The organism is Acinetobacter sp. AOR34_HL, from assembly GCF_027854795.1.
Lineage (GTDB): Bacteria > Pseudomonadota > Gammaproteobacteria > Pseudomonadales > Moraxellaceae > Acinetobacter > Acinetobacter junii.
This window is the reverse complement of sequence record NZ_JAKTID010000057.1, coordinates 28685-43178: the sequence shown is the minus strand read 5'-3', so window position 1 is coordinate 43178 and position 14494 is coordinate 28685. Positions and strand designations below refer to the sequence as shown.

Genomic DNA, 14494 nt, shown 5'->3' with positions numbered 1-14494 from the left:
AACATGGCAGGGAATAGTATTGGGCAACTCTTTAAGGTAACAACTTGTGGTGAATCGCATGGTGCTGGCTTAATGGCAATTGTCGATGGAGTGCCACCAGGTCTTGAACTGTGCGAAGCAGATTTACAACGTGATTTAGATCGCCGTAAGCCAGGTACCTCTAAGTTCGCAACACAACGTAAAGAGCCTGATGAAGTTGAAATCATATCAGGTGTTTTCGAAGGAAAAACAACCGGAACTTCGATCGGTTTACTAATTCGTAATACAGATCAAAAATCAAAAGATTACGGTAATATTGCTCAAACTTTCCGCCCTGGTCATGCTGACTATACTTACACGCAAAAATACGGTTTCCGTGATTATCGTGGTGGTGGTCGTTCAAGCGCTCGAGAAACAGCTATGCGTGTTGCTGCAGGTGCTATTGCAAAAAAATACCTAGCTGAGAAATTTGGAATCGATATTCGTGGTCATGTCACTCAAATAGGTAATGAGGTTGCTGAGAAATTAGATTGGAATGAAGTGCCAAATAATCCATTCTTTTGTGGTGATGTTGATGCTGTCCCTCGTTTTGAACAACTTGTGACTTCATTACGTGAGCAAGGAACAAGTTGTGGGGCTAAACTGGAAATCCTTGCTGAGAAGGTTCCTGTGGGTTGGGGTGAACCTGTTTTTGATCGATTAGATGCTGATATTGCACATGCGATGATGAGCATTAATGCTGTAAAAGGCGTTGAGATCGGGGATGGTTTCGCTGTTGCGGGTCAATTTGGTCACGAAACTCGTGATGAACTCACTACAGATGGTTTTCTTGCAAATCATGCTGGTGGAATTCTAGGTGGTATTTCAAGTGGACAAACAATCCGTGTTGCAATCGCTCTAAAACCGACTGCTAGTATTACAACACCAGGTAAAACAATCACGATTGATCGTGAAAATACAGATGTATTAACGAAAGGGCGACATGACCCGTGTGTAGGTGTGCGTGCTACACCTATTGCAGAAGCAATGTTGGCAATAGTATTGATGGATCATTTTTTAAGACATCGTGCTCAGAATGCAGATGTAGTTCCGCCATTTAAACCTATAGAACCATAAAATATAAAGACACCTATTATTAAATTAATAGGTGTCTTTTTATCAGTGGTTAAAATAATATAAAATTATTTAAATAAATTTAAATTACATTTTAGTGGTTATAATAACTCTGAAACTTTATTATTAGATGTTGCAATATGATATTGGTTTCGACCATTACTTTTAGCAATATATAATGCGTGATCTGCTTGAGATACAAACTCTGAAAGACTGTCATTTAATGTTGGTGTAATTGTTGCCACACCAACACTGATCGTAACGTGCTTAGATATATTGCTTCGAGGATGCACAATACCAATATTTCTGATTAGTTCCATTAAGCGCTGAACTTGAATAATAGCTTGATCTCGATCAGTCATAGAGAACAATAGCAAAAACTCTTCACCGCCATACCGAGCAGCTAAATCTCCACTTCTTGATGCAATCGAACCCAACATAATTGCGATACGTCTAAGGCATTGATCACCTTGAATATGACCTAGTGTATCGTTATAGAGTTTGAAGAAATCAATATCAATCATCATGATGGTAAGTGGCATCTCATGTCGAGTGGCTCTTTTCCATTCGTTCTCAAGTACTTCATCTAGATAGCGACGATTTGCTAAGCCCGTTAAAGCATCTTGTTGAGATAAAATTGATAATTGCTGTGCTTGACGCATCAACTCAAGACGATTCAGTTCAATCATGCAATTTTGTAGATAGTTTTCTCGATGTTGTCGATCAGTTGCATAAGCTAAAGCCATGCCTAAAAAACTACTGAAAGTATATGTGCGATGTAAATAAGTCCAATCAATAGAACCATTTAGCCAAGTACTTGCAGCTACGCCAATCAATCCACCAGCCCAACCAGCAATAATGGCTGTGTAAAAACGCATTCCAACGAAGCCATAAATAATTACAACGGCATACATCATTGATGCATGGAATAAAACGTTATTTTGACCTTGCTCAAGTACGTTAATGAGGGTAAATGTGATTGCAACGGCACCCATTGAACCTAAACAAACGTAATGATCAAACCATTTATTAAGATTTGGCACAAAAGAAAGTAGCCAAGCAAACATAATGATAATGCCGACCCAGCCATAATAAGCAAACCATTCAAAACGCATGCCTGAAGGGAGAACTTGATAGATACCAAAGCTTAGAAATGCATATAACCCTAAAATAATAGGAGCTCTATAACGAAACTCATAAGCTGCTTCATTTCTATACTGATCTTTGTAGATCGATTCTAATTCTTTAGGAAACCAAACTAAATTTAGCCCGCGAGAAATTAACAAGTCGATTTGTTCTTGTCCCAAAATATTGGAAGCCTTCAACTTCATCTTATCTCTCACCACTCCCAAATATTTTTATACATGTAAAATAGGGATTATTTAAAAAACTATGTTGCATCGAATTAAATTAAAAATTTTTATTCGATAATAAAAAAATAATTAGTGCAAAATTCAACTTTAATTAGTCCCCACGCATCATCCATTGATCGAATTTATTAAAATCTATTAAATAATATAATGATTCAGACGAATAAAATATCAAACCCTTAAAAACTGTTACAAATTTACCAAGAATGATTGTATATTTGGAGCAATAAGATACAATTTAGAAAAAAGCATCAATCACATACAGAGTGATTGAATTAAGTCATACGAAATAGGATGCATCGCAATGACTGCTATGAATCAATACAGCACAAAATTAGAAATCACTCCTCATTCTGATTGGGCGCAAAAGTTCTGGGATGAGCTTGTACCTGCTAAAGAAAGAGTGAGTAAACATCCATTATTTGTGGACATGGCAAATGGGGATTTAAGCCTTGAGTGCTTTCGTTCTGCATTATTAAATTTTTATCCATTGGTTGCTCATTTTCCGTCATACATGGCAGGTGCATTAGCTAAAGCGACTAACTTTGCTCTAGATGGTGTAACCGAAACCCGAGACTGGTTAATCCAAAATATCAAAGTTGAAGAAAGACATTTAAATTGGTATCAAGATTGGGCAGGTGGATTCGGTTTGACTGTTGAGATGTTAAATAACGTAAGGCCTCCTGCGGCGATGAATGCTGTGAATCATTATTTGTGGGATGTAAATTTTAGAGGTGGCTTGGCTGAAAGTATTGCCGCAACAAATTTAGCCATTGAGTGGGCGACAGGTGATTGGACAATCCAAGTCTACAAAGGGATTCAAACTTATACTTCACATCCTGAAGTCAATATCAATAAAAGATCATTGGCTTGGTTGAGAGCTCATGCGCATTATGATGATTTACATCCATATGAAGCGATGGAATTAATCAAAAGATTATGTGACAAAGATCCTGTTTTACAGAAAAAAACTTTTCAGGCAGCTCAAGATGGTTTGGCTTATTATGAGTTAGCTTTGGATGAGTGCTATAAGATTCAACATAAAAACTAAGTTCTAATGATTGAAACAGTCACATTTTTATAAAAGTGTGACTGTTTTTTTATAATTTTGATTTTGTTAAAGCGGATAAAGTTTCTCATCAAAGTTTTCTAATTTTGGAAACTCTAAAGGCGTTAATTGATCTATATTGTTTAAATAATATTCAAACTTTTCAATGATGTTCATTCTATCTTCATCTTTAATATAAGGAACATGATAAGCAATAAATGGCGGAAGTACCTCAAAACCTACATAAGCCAAACTTCCTCGTTGGATTGAAGATAGGTAAGTCTCAATATAGCCGTGAATTGATTTATCACCAAACATATGCTCACGACCGCCCAGAGTCAGACACAGCATCGCTTTTTTTCCAGTCATTCCGCCATGATTGTAAAAGCGTTTGGATTGAAATTCATCTCATATAAATCAGAGATTTCTACATAATGTCCTTGTTTTTCAAGTTTTTCTTTAGCAGTATTTTTTAAAGATGATGTGAAGGACTTGGGTTCAGGATGTGCATGAACAATCAAAATATTCATTTAATATTGGCCTTGATGAAGAATTTTATCTTTTACTATGCCGTAAATAAAAAAGCTGTCATAGTTCATGACTCGACAATATTTACCATTTCACGCCAATGTAAATGATTAATGGAGTGTCAATGCTAATTTCAAGGTTACCAGGTACATATGTAAATTTATTGATTGAAACTATAGAAGAATGGGGGATTTCATCAGAGGAAGTTCTTGCTGAAACACATATTACATTTGAAGATTTACAAAAAAAGTATTGGTATGTTGATTCGGACGTTTTTATTCAATTACTTGAAAAATCAGTCCGTTTAACTGGTAATGCTGCCTTTCCAATCCTTATGGCAAACAAAATGAAAGTATCTCATTATGGAAATGTTGGTATTGCTGCAATGTCCTCAAAAAACCTTGAGCAGGCATTGAGAGTTTTAGAAGAATTTATTGGTCTATACTGTAGTGTATTCAAGCTGAGATTGGAAATTGAAGGTGAAAAAGCATTTTTATATCTTACTCATATGCTAGGTGAATCTGAGAGCACAAATAAATTTATAGCATTTCTTGTAGCAAGTTTTGCGAATATCATAAGTAAGTTGATAAAAACCGAATCAGATATTTTTTTTCTTAAGCAAAAACAATTATTTATCGATAATAATTTTGCTTATAAATTTGAGCAAGTAACGGATACTGTTTGCTTTGACAGAGAGTTACTAAATATACATTTAGAGACTGCTGATGAGATTGTTTTTAAACTTGCAAAGAAACAGTGTATTCGTGATACAGATAAACACATAAAAAGCAGACAAACAAAGTCAATTATACGATCGCAGATCATTGAGCTGATAAAAATAAGTCTAATCCAAAAGAATATTGGTCAATTGAACTTATCTGAGGTTGCCAAGCAGTTAAATATGTCTTCAAGAACGTTACAGCGTTATTTGGAAATTGAAGACACAACATTCAAAGCTTTGATTGCTGAAGTTAAAAAACAATATGCAGAAGCCATGCTGATTAAAAATGAACTATCTATACAAGAAATATCTGAGTCTTTAGCTTATGCAGACGTTTCTCATTTCTCAAGAGCTTTTAAAAATTGGACTGGTGTTACGCCAAAAGCATTTAGGAAGTAAGTATGAATAGATATGTAGTGTAGATTTTTCAAATCTATTTTATTTCGCATAATGTATATTATGTTAAATAGCTTGTGAATCGTCACAACACACCGCTAACGCTCTTAAAATCGCAATGACGACCATTGACAGCTTGAACTGGAACGCTGTCAACGGCAACCTAATGAACATAACCTAAGTTATGCGGAAATTCTAACGCCTATAGTATGAATTACTCACTGTTAAATTATTTAGAAACCGTTGCAGCTTCATATCTTGTTGTATTGCCCACACCATCAATTTTACATCTGTGATCTGCCCATCATCTGCATTTTGTTCTTGGAGCAATTCAAGATACGAATCAAGCATTACGATCAATTTATCAGTGTTCATAAATCACCATGTTAAAAACCGTAGACTACGCCTTGTCGACCCTGCGCACTGCTCGGGCACGCCAATTCCCCTGAACGGCTTTTATGGTTTAACCCGTTATGGATCTAACGGGAGGATTTTGTAATCAGAGAAAGGAAATTGACATTTTTGACAAGAGCCTAATCTTTACAACTGATTGTTTTCAGGTATTTTTTGATTAGCCTGGTCAAACTGATTTACTGACTGATTTGACGAAGCGAAATAATTAAATGGTCGATCATTATTTTTGATCAATCGTTCACAATCGGCTTGGGAAACATCAAGTTTTGTTCCTTGTTGCGTATATGCCTGATATTTAGAACCTGTTTTCATGCAACCACTAAATACAGGCTGTGTGGTAACTTGATAGGAAACAGACTTTTGTATTTGATCATCATATGGCTGACTTGGATTATAAACAACAAGTGTTTGTCCATTGTCTCCAGTAGAAAAGGAAGAACCGTTTTTTGATATTTCATCGAACCATTTTACGCATTCAGGTTTTTCTACGTTAACGCCCTTTCGACATTCAACGCTCAGATCGGCAGCCACTGGAGGGCTTTGCGTTGATTTAGTATTTTGCAATGGTTGTGCTGTTTGCTGTTTTTCAGGTTTCTTAGTTTCTACACCTGTTGCTGATATTCCCTTTTTTGATGCATTGTATACAAATATAATCCCTGCAATTAATGCAAGTATTAATGTAATAACAACACCAACAACCGCTTTATTTAAATATGAGCGTTTATTATGTTTTGCATCAGGTTGTATTGATTCATAGAAACCAAATAAATGCTCGGGATATGACCATCTATATTTGTCAAATGCGAATAGCTTTTTAGTTTTTGTAATATTTAGTTCAGCTTCTTGCCATATATAAACATTACTGACTTTTTGACCAACTCGTTCTAAATGAACATGCTCGTTGACTAAACCAAGAACGTCAGCATTCAAGAATCTAGCTCTTTGCGTGATCAACCAAAGTTCTATACCTCGTTTGCGAATTGTCGTTAAATCAAGTATTTGCTTGTCTCTCTTAGAATTGTGTCGACTAAATAGATCACGATATTGAACTTCATCATATACAATCAAGCTATTATTCGGTATGTCTCGCCAATCATCAGGCGCTTTTAAAATGCCTGTATGTTTAATACCCGTTATATCTGTATATATTTTACGGTCAGGTGTTTTTTCATTTTCTTGAAATAGCTGCTCTGTCGTCCAAAGAGATTTTCCAGTACCAATACCGCCAGTTATTAATCTAATTTTTGACATTATGATGATCTCTTTATGAGTGAAACTTTAGCGCTATTCATTGTTAGTCTGAATACAACAGCACTGATAATTGCAGATAAAGCAACATGCACACCCGATAATGCAAGCAATCCCATGACATCGTTTGACAGAGTGCCGAATTGTGTAATTAAACGGTCAATGTAAATATTTAATGCAGTGAGTACAGCAGCTCCAGTACCTAAGCCCAAACCTGCTCCAAGTAGTGCCGATCTAACAGAACCTTTTAAAAGCCATTCACCGAATGCAATGAGTAACTTCATCATTAGTCATCTCTCCCCATAATGATTCCCGATGCAATTAAAAAAGACATCAATGCACCTGCTGCAAGTACAAATGGTCTTATGTCTGTTGCCATGTCACACCAAGACGTTAGATCGTAGTCAATAGGTGCATTTGTATCTTCAAGTGAAATTGTTTGTGAGCCTGGAGTGAAAGGACAATATGCACCCCAGTTGAAATATTGGTTATTAGGTACAACAGGTACTGTTTGATCTATTTCTACTTGTGTTATTTGCTCAGGAGTTTCTTCTTCATTCATCCATTCTTTTGTAGCTGTCCATGCTTCAGAAATGGATTGTGCCCAAGTTTCTGCTTTAGTTTTTCCTGTATTCCACCAGTTTGTAAGTGTTTGAGGAAATGAAATTACAGTTTGAGCAGCCACACATACAGAAGGTGCCCAAGAACAGAAGACTGGGAAAGTAATTTTTATGTCAGTGCCTGATTGAGGTGCAGTTGGATCTTTTGGTGTTGCTTCGGCTGCTGCTTCTTCTGATGTTTGTGTTCTTGCATTAGCATTGAGTTGATTTTCTACATCTGATTGTGTTGCTACATCATTTGCAAGCATGTCTTGAGCTGCTTGTGTTGTTGCTGCTTGTGCTCCTACTTTTTTTTCTTGATCTGCATGAGAATCAGCGTTTGAAATAACTTGAGCAGCAACAGTAGTTAAAGGAAGTGTTTTTGGTTCATCTTTTTCGACATTGCCGACGATCGTTGCTGTATATGTTTGTGAGCCGGGTGTACCACCATAAGTATAAACAGGAGCAGGTCCACAATTTGATTGGCACCAACTTGTATCAACAACAATTGTGACAGTTGTGGCAGTACATGAAATTGATATGATTCCATTGTAGTTTTTTGCAAACGCTGAAGGTGTTCTGTATTCGATACTTGATTTGATTTTAGAAATGACTTGTGATGTTGTTAGATTTTCAGATTCATAATTCAGGAGATAATAGTTAGAGCATGTGTTAGGTGGCAAGGTAGTATCTGTTTCCCAATATTTGATCTGATTGTTTGCCGGGTCAAGAACCCATTCAACTGAGCCGAGTAATTGCTCAACAGCTACTGATAAAGCATAACCAGCTGCACCACGTGATAAGACTTTTGAGACAGCTCCGACAGTAGGTTTTATTTTTGCAGAGCTGTTTTGTATTACATTAGAACCATTTATTAAAATGTTTTTTGTAGCTTCAAGGGCTAAAGAAGAACCTTGTGCAATCTGACTTGTAATTGTCCAGCCACCAAGACCAGCAGCAAGGACTTGATTCATCATCATGACTTGTGAAACAACAAGAAGTATTGATAAGACAAATAAATTAAAACGGTGAACCATATTTAACCCCTAGCACTAGCTAAGTAATATGAAGAACCCGACAAGTGCAACGATGATATATAAAGTATTCATAGACTTACTTCACAGAAGTAAAACCCAGTGCCGAAACACTGGGCAAGATAATTAACGACCAACGAAGCCGAGAATTTTGCGATAGCCCCACATTAGCAATGAAGGACCCGCTTTGATTACGAAAACCGCAGCAGCAGCAGCACCCAAGCCGCCAAGTGCTAAACTTGATACATCAATATCGCCCTCCGCTGCCATTGCATTTGATGCCAATAGCACTGGAGTAGCAGCTACAGCAGCAACAGTTGAAGCATGATTTACTTTTTCACGTAAAGTTTGTTTACGTTGTACGTTTTGTTCTTGTGTCATAATGATCACCTTTCGATAAATTTGAGCAGCATTCGCAGCCCAGAGCATAAGAGCCAAAAGCCAATTATCTCGGTCAAAAGCTGATTGGTTTCGGCTCTTCCTAAGTTGTTCAATTCATCCAACCAATTTGGAGTAAATTGAACATATGAAACACACGTTTGTACGTTGTTGATTATCTCGACTGTTTCACAAACGTATGCCATATTCTTTTAAATCCTATTTTCTTCTAAGCCAGAGATGATCAAGCTAACTAGAACATCATTAACAAGTTTTGCTTGAAGTATTTCCGCATGTTCTTCAAGGCATAAATCATGTAACGTGTCATTCACTTGATCATTTAAACAAACAACAAATGACGAATATGAATCAATAAAGCGTTCTACACGTTCCTTTATTAAATCTGATTTAGGGTCAAACATTTCAGGCAGCCTTAACTTGTTTTTCTTCGAGCATTAACGGCTTGCCGTCTCCAGTTGTTTTGTAATAAATGTTGCGTTCTACTGGAGTTACTTCTACAGGGATATAAATTTCACGTCCTTTAAATGACTTGTAAAGTTCAACCATGTGATGATGATCTTCAATAATTTTTACGTTTTGCGAGCAAGGTACATGCTGATCCAAGCCCTTGTCGTAACGTGTAGATTCAAATACAAGGCGGATATTGACGCCCTTCTCATTTACTGATGTTTCAACATTGAGCAACTTTGCTTTAAAGATTAATTGAGACATATTGTTCACCTATGCGATTTTGAGTAGACGTTGATTAAATGTAGAAACTGGCTCTTTAAAGTCAGGCGGTACTTGATTCTCGAAATTGATTTCAGCGAGTTTGATAAACGGGATAACGTTATTTTTGGATTCAATATGTAGGTTTTGAAGAAATGCTTTTGAATAGCCTGCTGCTATTAAGTCAGCCATATTTGCGTAGAAGCGAGTATCTGAATAGCGTGTCTTTAAAACATCAAAGCCATGTGCTTCAAGATTTGTGTAGAAAGTGAATAAATTACGTGCCTTAGTAAGTGAGACACGGCCTAAAGCTGTACGCTTTGCATAAACGGAACACAAATGATTAAAAACGGAATCAGGATCAGTACATTTCATGGCATTACCCTCAAGGGCTTTAAATAGTTCGGAGTTTGCTTTGACCCATAGGTCTTTTAAAAAAGTAGGATTTTCGCGTTGATAACGTATGAGTTGAAATAGATTTGTAGGTATACCGAGTTCTTTTAAAACGTAGCGTTTGATGCCAGTTTCAAAGCGTAATAAGCCTTTCGTCCATGCTTGTAATGCAGGGTCAGACATGACTTTGACAACACGTTGAGCGCATTTGTCATTTGCTTTAGCAAGTTTGGTTTGTTCTTCAAGTTGATTCTGAAACTCACATGACTTGCCGTAAACTTTACGAGCAAAGCGTTTGCCACGCTCAGAACCAAAGTAAACCGTATTTTTATAAACGATCTGTTTTTGTGATTTACGAATATGGCGTGATGACATGTTGCGCATAAAATCGAGAGCCTGAGCAACTTGATTGTCATCTCTTAAACGTGCGGAATATGTTGCATCAAGCTGTAAAACCTCTGTTTCAGAGATAGCCAACATTGAATAAAGCATAGGGTGTGATTCAGCCAAATAGCCGAGCATTTCCATTGCGCCCTGTTCTATCCAATCAGTGCCATAAACGTTGTGACCTTGCAGAATTTTTGCAGGGCTTGCTTTAAGTTCAACATGGGGAAAAAAACGACCTTCGTGGAAAAACTTGAAAGCCATACTTGTATAAGAAGTTGGTAATTTTTCATAAGAATGATTTAAAGCAACGTGTCTAACATCACCATCCTCATTTTTATAAACACTCCAAGAACCAACCCTTTTTAAACCAAGATCAAGCATGTCAAAACCGAAAATGCAATGATGACCATCACTGGTGATATCCACCAGAGAAGCATCAACAGGAATATGCATTACGATTTTATCTAGCATGATTGTAACTTTGTATACATGTTTCTTATTGTTGGAAAGCTAACATATTTACATGTTTCATGTAAAGCATGTATACATGTTTATTTAGAATGTAATCATTGTTTTTTTTAGGTAAATGAAAATGGCAGATATGCTACGACTGAACAGCAAAGAGAAAGAATTATTAAGAAATAAAGCAGTCGAGCTTAATAAAAAATTGATCAGTAAAAAATGCGAACCAATTAAAGATACAGAATTGGCACACATAATTTTAGAGCAAGCAATTGAACTTGCCGAAGTAACAGAAAGTGGAAAGGTTGTAATTCTAAAATAAGGAAAAAACATGGGTTTCATAACAGGAATCATTATTGGATTTATTTTGGGATTTCTATATAAAAAATCACAAAAAGAAGAAGTTAAGAAAGATAAAATAATAAAAAGAATGACATATATAGAAAGGCAAAAAGCTAAAGTAATGTATGAAAATGATGCAGATAGGATACGTGAATTAAATTTATTGTCACCGAATGAGGCAAAATTCATGAGGATATTGCAACGTGAATTTCTAAATGAACATGTGATAGTAAAAAATAGAAGATTTTACATAGCAGATAAAGACAATTACCCAATAGCAATTTTTGAATATAGAGATGGTAACAAAGAACTAAAAAGCAATGACTTAGAAGATGGGATACCTTTGTTTTTATATAAAGCTATATTATCAAGTAAGCATATAAAAGAAGATCAAGAAAAGATTTTTAAAAAATAAAATTTTCCCATTTTCGGGAGTTAAGTCCACACTAGAGAACGTGGACTTTTTTCACGATTTACGCACGGATGTCGGGTCGGTCGGTCGGCAAGCTCCTCCTCCCTCATCCGTGCGTATAGGCATAGAGAATGTCGCATAACTTCAAATTATGTTAAATCCGATACACCTAATCATAACTTCATATCCTTCTTACTTAAACTACAATTCAATAACTTAAAAGTAGAAAGCTTATTAATTAGCCGATTCTTAATATCTTTTATCAGGAAACTATATGTTCCATGGCCATTGATCTCATTCTGATGGTTTAATGATCTTTCTCACAATGTGCTCATGAGTCGGTACAAGTCCTGCTTTCAATCCAAGTGGTTTAAATACCTTGTCTAAAACAGATTGAGTAAGTTTTCCTTTGTCCTGTTCAATATCAGTTAACGTCCTGCGACTTACACCGACTAAATTTGCATATTGTTCCTGAGACATACCAAGAATATTTTTTCGCAAATACGCCAATAATTGCCCTAATGTGATTTCATTCAATAAGTACTGCATATATAGATCAATAAGAACTTGTTGACGATCTTGAGTCTGATTTTTTGTATTCATAATAGTTCCCATCTTTCTAATTTAGCTTCAACATAGTCAAATGAAAGCGCTGGAATCTCCATAATTTGTTTTGGTACACCTTTATCTATTAATCTTTGTTTTAGCCCAACAAGATGACTTGCTAAAGATTTCAATGTAGTTAGAGACAAATTCGGATCGCATAAATGTGCAAGCTTTTGTGTAATTTGCTCCCATTGATATTCTCCTCCTTCCTCGTAAGGACTTCCCCAAGTTGTTGATCTTGTGACAACTTCTGGATCAGCTTTCATTGGAGCAAAATCATAAATTGGAGCAAGCGAAATTTTTCCAGATTGTTTTAGAAATGAAGTATTTTGCCCATGATTATCAGAATTACCAAAAATAATATTGAGTAAATCTCGCTGTAACCACTCACAAACGAATTGTTCTGAATCAAACTCTGAATCAATAGATATCAGTAAATTGCATAGATTTTCAATCACTTCAAAGTGATTGAGATGGCTACCCGAAGCTTTATTTAATACGGAATAGACAGATTCAAGCCCATGACGATGCCATTTTTGGTTATGCCATTCAACATCAAATCTTGGTAGCCATAATGATGGATATTTTTCACCTTCGATGAGCTTCATTTCTGTAGTTTCAATGGTATTGAAACCCAACTCTTTTAGCTCTTGATAGTAATAGTATTCTGCTCTGAGAATATTACAGTCGATCTCACTACGATTATTTCTAGGGAATTTAACTAGATAGTGTTGATCAGGTTGATCAAAGTTTTGTTGATAAGTATCAATCCAAATATTTTGATCTTTTGTAGCACGAATCAATAATTTAGGAGCTTCACCACCCGCTCCTGTTGCACCACCACTAATTGCACCCATTTGCTGTGCATATTCAAGAAAATCTACATTTCGGTCAGCAACATCACTTTGACTAAAATAACGTAAATGCAGAGTTGATTCAGGATTGATTGGTGGAAGAGCTTCTTTTATTCTCAAATTGCCTACGGGTGCGATGCCACCTTTTTCTAATAAAATACTATCTTGCTCAGCATGCGTTAGTCTTTGTAGACCTAGAAAATTCACCCAATAACGGCGTGCAGCACCTGATGGAACAATATCATCTAAAAAACCGAACCATGAACTAGATTCATGTTTTATTAGTAGTTGTACAGGTAGCGACAAACTACAGGCATGCTCATCTCGCTTGTCCAAATTGTGGATTGCGTATTCTAAATCGTAAGCTAATTCACTGGCACTTGCTGAGCCTAGTTTAGGTTCTAATAATGTTAGTTCAGCAATATCAAACCAACTTTGATCAAGTAACGCCTGTATTGTTAGTTTTTTCATTGATGTAAATGAGCAATTATTTTCTCAAAAATACTCTATTTTTTTATTTTTGTGAATATATTTGCGCATAATTATTTTTTATGTAAGTTTTTGAGCATAAATTTGCTCATAATGATCTGTGGAAAATAAATTTCTCAGTGTCTATTTAAAACCCTTTATTTCATTGTTATAAGGTATGAAAAATACTATTCGATCTATCGTTGTTAACGTGATCGAACTGTGTATCATTAAACATATTTTCTTTTTGATAAACTTCTTTTTATGAAGAATACATTTTCTAATCACAAGCAAATTAGCGTGGTTTCTAGTTTCTCCGAACTTGTCAGTTCTAATTTTCAAGGAGATAGAAATGCGATTTGTTGGTATAGAAACCTGAATGGAGATTTTCAAGAAATCGTCAAAAAACTTCAGTTAAAGGAAAATATCACTGAGATTTCAGTTGATGATTTATTGGCTTTACAACTTTCTGAATATGGTCGTTTAGCAAGAGAAATCATAATTTCGGATATTCAACAATTAACAGAACTAGGTGCATCACCTACGCTTAACTTAATTCAAAATTACGAACGTGATGATGAGTTAGATTATATTTCGACAGATGTTTATTCATTTCATGTTGATCGCTCGCCTATTCCAACAGATACTTTTTTATGTACCTATCACGGTGCGGCAAGTGAGATTCTGCCAAACGATCAAGTTGAGCAAAAGATCCTAGTTCCTGAAATTAGAGAAAAACTAAAAAATCTACATGATGGACCAGAAGCCGAATTTGAGAATTTTTTAGAAGAATATTTCTTTGATTTGCACTACCGAGCAAAACCTGAGAGTAAACCTGTTAATTTAGGTTTAGGTCATCTATGGCGTTTGGCAGTCGACCATCCAACACAACAAGTTTTACCTTGTGTGCATAGAGCACCGATAGAGATAGATGGAGAATATAGATTGCTGTTGATTTGTTAAAGACTAGAAAAAGATTTTAAAAGCTCACAGAAAAGTGAGCTATACGGAGA

Annotated in this window: 17 protein-coding genes and 1 pseudogene; 6 read left to right on the top strand and 12 right to left on the bottom strand. The window is 35.9% G+C overall.

Translation table 11 applies throughout. From position 1 onward, the window contains the following. The first annotated feature begins 3 nt into the window (after positions 1-3). Positions 4-1095: a chorismate synthase gene (gene aroC, locus MKL32_RS10120; protein WP_004954434.1), complete on the top strand. Its 1092-nt coding sequence runs from the start codon at positions 4-6 to the stop codon at positions 1093-1095. Positions 1096-1193: 98 nt separating this feature from the next. On the opposite strand, the gene MKL32_RS10115 is transcribed toward aroC, so the two are convergent. Then, entirely contained in the window at positions 1194-2423 is a 1230-nt protein-coding gene (locus MKL32_RS10115) for a GGDEF domain-containing protein (protein WP_087539326.1), read from the bottom strand. 343 nt (positions 2424-2766) lie between these two features. On the opposite strand from MKL32_RS10115, the gene MKL32_RS10110 reads away from it, so the two are divergent. Beyond that, positions 2767-3513, top strand: a complete 747-nt coding sequence (locus MKL32_RS10110) for a TenA family transcriptional regulator (RefSeq protein WP_005402630.1) — start codon at positions 2767-2769, stop codon at positions 3511-3513. Positions 3514-3579: 66 nt separating this feature from the next. Here the strand turns inward: MKL32_RS10110 and MKL32_RS10105 are convergent. After that, positions 3580-4040: pseudogene (locus MKL32_RS10105) on the bottom strand (NAD(P)H-dependent oxidoreductase). Between the two features lie 122 nt (positions 4041-4162). Here MKL32_RS10105 and MKL32_RS10100 point away from each other — a divergent pair. Then, on the top strand, positions 4163-5158 hold the full coding sequence (locus tag MKL32_RS10100) for an AraC family transcriptional regulator (protein WP_126132558.1): 996 nt from the start codon (positions 4163-4165) through the stop codon (positions 5156-5158). Between the two features lie 192 nt (positions 5159-5350). On the opposite strand, the gene MKL32_RS10095 is transcribed toward MKL32_RS10100, so the two are convergent. From MKL32_RS10095 to MKL32_RS10060, 8 genes are all read right to left on the bottom strand, one after another. Next, on the bottom strand, positions 5351-5530 hold the full coding sequence (locus MKL32_RS10095; protein WP_270900497.1) for a hypothetical protein: 180 nt from the start codon (positions 5528-5530) through the stop codon (positions 5351-5353). A 165-nt stretch (positions 5531-5695) separates the two neighbouring features. Continuing rightward, the gene (locus tag MKL32_RS10090; protein WP_270900496.1) at positions 5696-6820 is read right to left on the bottom strand and encodes a zonular occludens toxin domain-containing protein; all 1125 of its coding nucleotides are present in this window, start codon (positions 6818-6820) and stop codon (positions 5696-5698) included. Then, positions 6820-7104: a DUF2523 family protein gene (locus tag MKL32_RS10085; RefSeq protein ID WP_270900495.1), complete on the bottom strand. Its 285-nt coding sequence runs from the start codon at positions 7102-7104 to the stop codon at positions 6820-6822. Before MKL32_RS10085 ends, MKL32_RS10090 begins: the two co-directional genes overlap by 1 nt. Beyond that, a complete protein-coding gene (locus tag MKL32_RS10080; RefSeq protein ID WP_270900494.1) occupies positions 7104-8453 on the bottom strand; it encodes a virulence factor TspB C-terminal domain-related protein in 1350 nt (449 codons plus the stop codon). The genes MKL32_RS10085 and MKL32_RS10080 overlap by 1 nt, the downstream gene beginning before the upstream one ends. A gap of 123 nt (positions 8454-8576) precedes the next feature. Continuing rightward, positions 8577-8831 carry a hypothetical protein gene (locus MKL32_RS10075; RefSeq protein WP_270900493.1) on the bottom strand — a complete coding sequence of 85 codons (255 nt, stop codon included), beginning with the start codon at positions 8829-8831 and terminating at the stop codon, positions 8577-8579. Between the two features lie 209 nt (positions 8832-9040). Further along, positions 9041-9250, bottom strand: coding sequence for a hypothetical protein (locus tag MKL32_RS10070; protein ID WP_270900492.1), 210 nt, complete (start codon positions 9248-9250; stop codon positions 9041-9043). Position 9251: 1 nt separating this feature from the next. Further along, the gene (locus MKL32_RS10065; protein ID WP_270900491.1) at positions 9252-9560 is read right to left on the bottom strand and encodes a hypothetical protein; all 309 of its coding nucleotides are present in this window, start codon (positions 9558-9560) and stop codon (positions 9252-9254) included. Between the two features lie 9 nt (positions 9561-9569). Continuing rightward, positions 9570-10808: a phage/plasmid replication protein, II/X family gene (locus tag MKL32_RS10060; RefSeq protein WP_270900490.1), complete on the bottom strand. Its 1239-nt coding sequence runs from the start codon at positions 10806-10808 to the stop codon at positions 9570-9572. A 121-nt stretch (positions 10809-10929) separates the two neighbouring features. Between MKL32_RS10060 and MKL32_RS10055 the strand changes: the two genes are divergently transcribed. After that, positions 10930-11121 carry a hypothetical protein gene (locus tag MKL32_RS10055; RefSeq protein WP_270900489.1) on the top strand — a complete coding sequence of 64 codons (192 nt, stop codon included), beginning with the start codon at positions 10930-10932 and terminating at the stop codon, positions 11119-11121. 9 nt (positions 11122-11130) lie between these two features. Next, positions 11131-11556 carry a hypothetical protein gene (locus MKL32_RS10050; RefSeq protein ID WP_270900488.1) on the top strand — a complete coding sequence of 142 codons (426 nt, stop codon included), beginning with the start codon at positions 11131-11133 and terminating at the stop codon, positions 11554-11556. A 291-nt stretch (positions 11557-11847) separates the two neighbouring features. On the opposite strand, the gene MKL32_RS10045 is transcribed toward MKL32_RS10050, so the two are convergent. Both MKL32_RS10045 and MKL32_RS10040 read right to left on the bottom strand, forming a co-directional pair. After that, positions 11848-12156, bottom strand: coding sequence for a helix-turn-helix domain-containing protein (locus MKL32_RS10045; RefSeq protein ID WP_004954417.1), 309 nt, complete (start codon positions 12154-12156; stop codon positions 11848-11850). Next, a complete protein-coding gene (locus tag MKL32_RS10040) occupies positions 12153-13484 on the bottom strand; it encodes a type II toxin-antitoxin system HipA family toxin (protein ID WP_005402646.1) in 1332 nt (443 codons plus the stop codon). The genes MKL32_RS10045 and MKL32_RS10040 overlap by 4 nt, the downstream gene beginning before the upstream one ends. Positions 13485-13745: 261 nt before the next feature. Between MKL32_RS10040 and MKL32_RS10035 the strand changes: the two genes are divergently transcribed. Continuing rightward, positions 13746-14444, top strand: coding sequence for a DUF1826 domain-containing protein (locus tag MKL32_RS10035; protein WP_212386623.1), 699 nt, complete (start codon positions 13746-13748; stop codon positions 14442-14444). Positions 14445-14494 lie beyond the last annotated feature (50 nt).